Source organism: Sandarakinorhabdus sp., from assembly GCF_032115815.1.
Classification (GTDB): Bacteria; Pseudomonadota; Alphaproteobacteria; order Sphingomonadales; family Sphingomonadaceae; genus Sandarakinorhabdus.
Window position 1 is genome coordinate 1 of the sequence record NZ_JAUMBI010000206.1, and the last position, 1,736, is coordinate 1,736.

A 1,736-nucleotide genomic window follows, 5' to 3' on the forward strand; every position below is an offset into this window, starting at 1 on the left:
TGGTACCACGGGTTGGTATCGGTGGAGCCGGCGATGCGCGCCACAAGCCCGCCCATCAGCAGGATGGCTGGCACCGCCACGATCGCCGCCCGCGAAAAGCTGCCCGTGGAAAACCAGGGTTCAGGCGCGTCTATGAACTCAGGGGTGGACATTGCCCGTAGTGTAGCCTGTTGCCCGCTGCCACGCTACACGTGACGCATGGTGGACAGTGACGCAGTGCCGATGATTGACGCCTGCTGGCTGTGCGGGCGGCCACTGGGCGCGACAGTGGAATGGCACCACCCGGTGCCACGCGCCAAGGGCGGGCGTGATCGAGCAAAAGTCCACCCGATCTGCCACGAAGCCATCCATGCCCATTTCAGCAACAGCCAGTTGGGTCGCATGGGAGCGGACAAGGCCGCCGTGCTGGCGGAACCGGGCGTGGCGGCGTTTGTGGCGTGGGTTTCTGCCAAGCCGCCGGATTTCCATGCGCCCACCAAGGGCAAGAAGCGCTAAGCGGCCAGATGGGCGCCGATCAGAAACTCCACATTGCCTTCCGGCCCCGTGATCGGACTGGTGGTAAGGCCGGCAACGGCCCAGCCCTGCCCTTCCAGCCACGCGGCGACTTCGCGGCAGACGCGTTCCCGCACCGCTTCGTCGCGCACCACGCCGCCCTTGCCCACATCCTCGCGGCCGGCTTCGAATTGCGGCTTGATCAGCGCCAGCAGGCGGGCACCGGGCTTGGCGAAGCCCATCGGCACCGGCAGCACCTTCATCAGGCTGATGAAGCTGGCATCGCAGACGATGATATCCACCGGCTCGGGGACATGCTCGGGTGTGAGCAGGCGGGCGGAAAGCTGTTCCAGAACGACAACACGCGGATCCTGCCGCAATTTCCACGCCAGTTGGTTGGTGCCTGAATCCACCGCGTAAACCCGCACCGCACCGCGGCTGAGCAGCACATCGGTGAAGCCGCCAGTGGACGAACCGACATCGATGGCCACCGCACCCGCCACGTCCCACCCGAAGTGCGTCAGGCCATGATCCAGCTTGATGCCGCCGCGCGAAACCCAGGGATGATCGCGACCCTTTACCTCCAGCGGCGCATCGGCGGCCAGCGTATCGCCGGATTTGGCGATCTTGCGGTCCCCGGAAAACACCAGCCCAGCCATCACCAGTGCCTGCGCACGGGTGCGGCTTTCGGCCAGCCCGCGCTCCACCAGCATTTGATCGACGCGCGATTTCACCACGCTTTTTGCAGCTCCACCACCATGACTTCAATGGGTTCCTTGCCCACGTTCACATCCTGGTGCAACGTCTTGGGATTGGCCGGCAACCAATAGGCCTTGCCGGTTTCCCAGTTCTGGATGTCGGACTGGCCGGTTTCCTCGCGGATATCCATGGTGCCGCCCTTCAAGGCGATCAGCACGCGCGGATGATCGTGGCGGTGCAGCGGCAGCGGATTGCCAACAGCGATCACCGAACGCCACACCTTCACCTCCTCGTTGGCGAACTGCGGCGTGCGCCCGGTTTGCACCTGCGCCACCGCCAGACCGGCGCCAAAGCCAGCCAGCACCAGCGCCGCGCCAACGCCCAATTTTTTCATCATCGTCTGTCTCCCCGTCGTCAGAACCGGCTCGCCTTGTCCAGCGGCTCGAACGGGCCGAACCGGCACAGGCTGAACACTTCAGGTGTGAAATTGTCCTTCACCTCGAACAGATCATTGGCGCAAGCGCGCGGTGACGCCTCGCGGCGCA

At 64.8% G+C, this 1,736-nt stretch carries 3 protein-coding genes; 1 reads left to right on the top strand and 2 read right to left on the bottom strand.

Features of this window, described 5'->3' with window-relative positions; translation table 11 throughout:
* The first annotated feature begins 198 nt into the window (after positions 1-198).
* On the top strand, positions 199-495 hold the full coding sequence (locus tag RT662_RS11975; protein ID WP_313670938.1) for an HNH endonuclease: 297 nt from the start codon (positions 199-201) through the stop codon (positions 493-495).
* On the opposite strand, the gene RT662_RS11980 is transcribed toward RT662_RS11975, so the two are convergent.
* Together RT662_RS11980 and RT662_RS11985 are read right to left on the bottom strand one after the other, a co-directional pair.
* Positions 492-1,229, bottom strand: a complete 738-nt coding sequence (locus RT662_RS11980; RefSeq protein WP_313670939.1) for a TlyA family RNA methyltransferase — start codon at positions 1,227-1,229, stop codon at positions 492-494. The genes RT662_RS11975 and RT662_RS11980 overlap by 4 nt on opposite strands.
* Positions 1,223-1,588, bottom strand: a complete 366-nt coding sequence (locus RT662_RS11985; RefSeq protein WP_313670940.1) for a hypothetical protein — start codon at positions 1,586-1,588, stop codon at positions 1,223-1,225. The genes RT662_RS11980 and RT662_RS11985 overlap by 7 nt, the downstream gene beginning before the upstream one ends.
* Positions 1,589-1,736 lie beyond the last annotated feature (148 nt).

What these genes read in the sequence shown, in the direction of transcription:
- RT662_RS11985 (WP_313670940.1), bottom strand. Translation starts at nt 1,588, where the DNA reads ATGATGAAAAAATTGGGCGTTGGCGCGGCGCTGGTGCTGGCTGGCTTT.
- RT662_RS11975 (WP_313670938.1), top strand. Translation starts at nt 199, where the DNA reads ATGGTGGACAGTGACGCAGTGCCGATGATTGACGCCTGCTGGCTGTGC.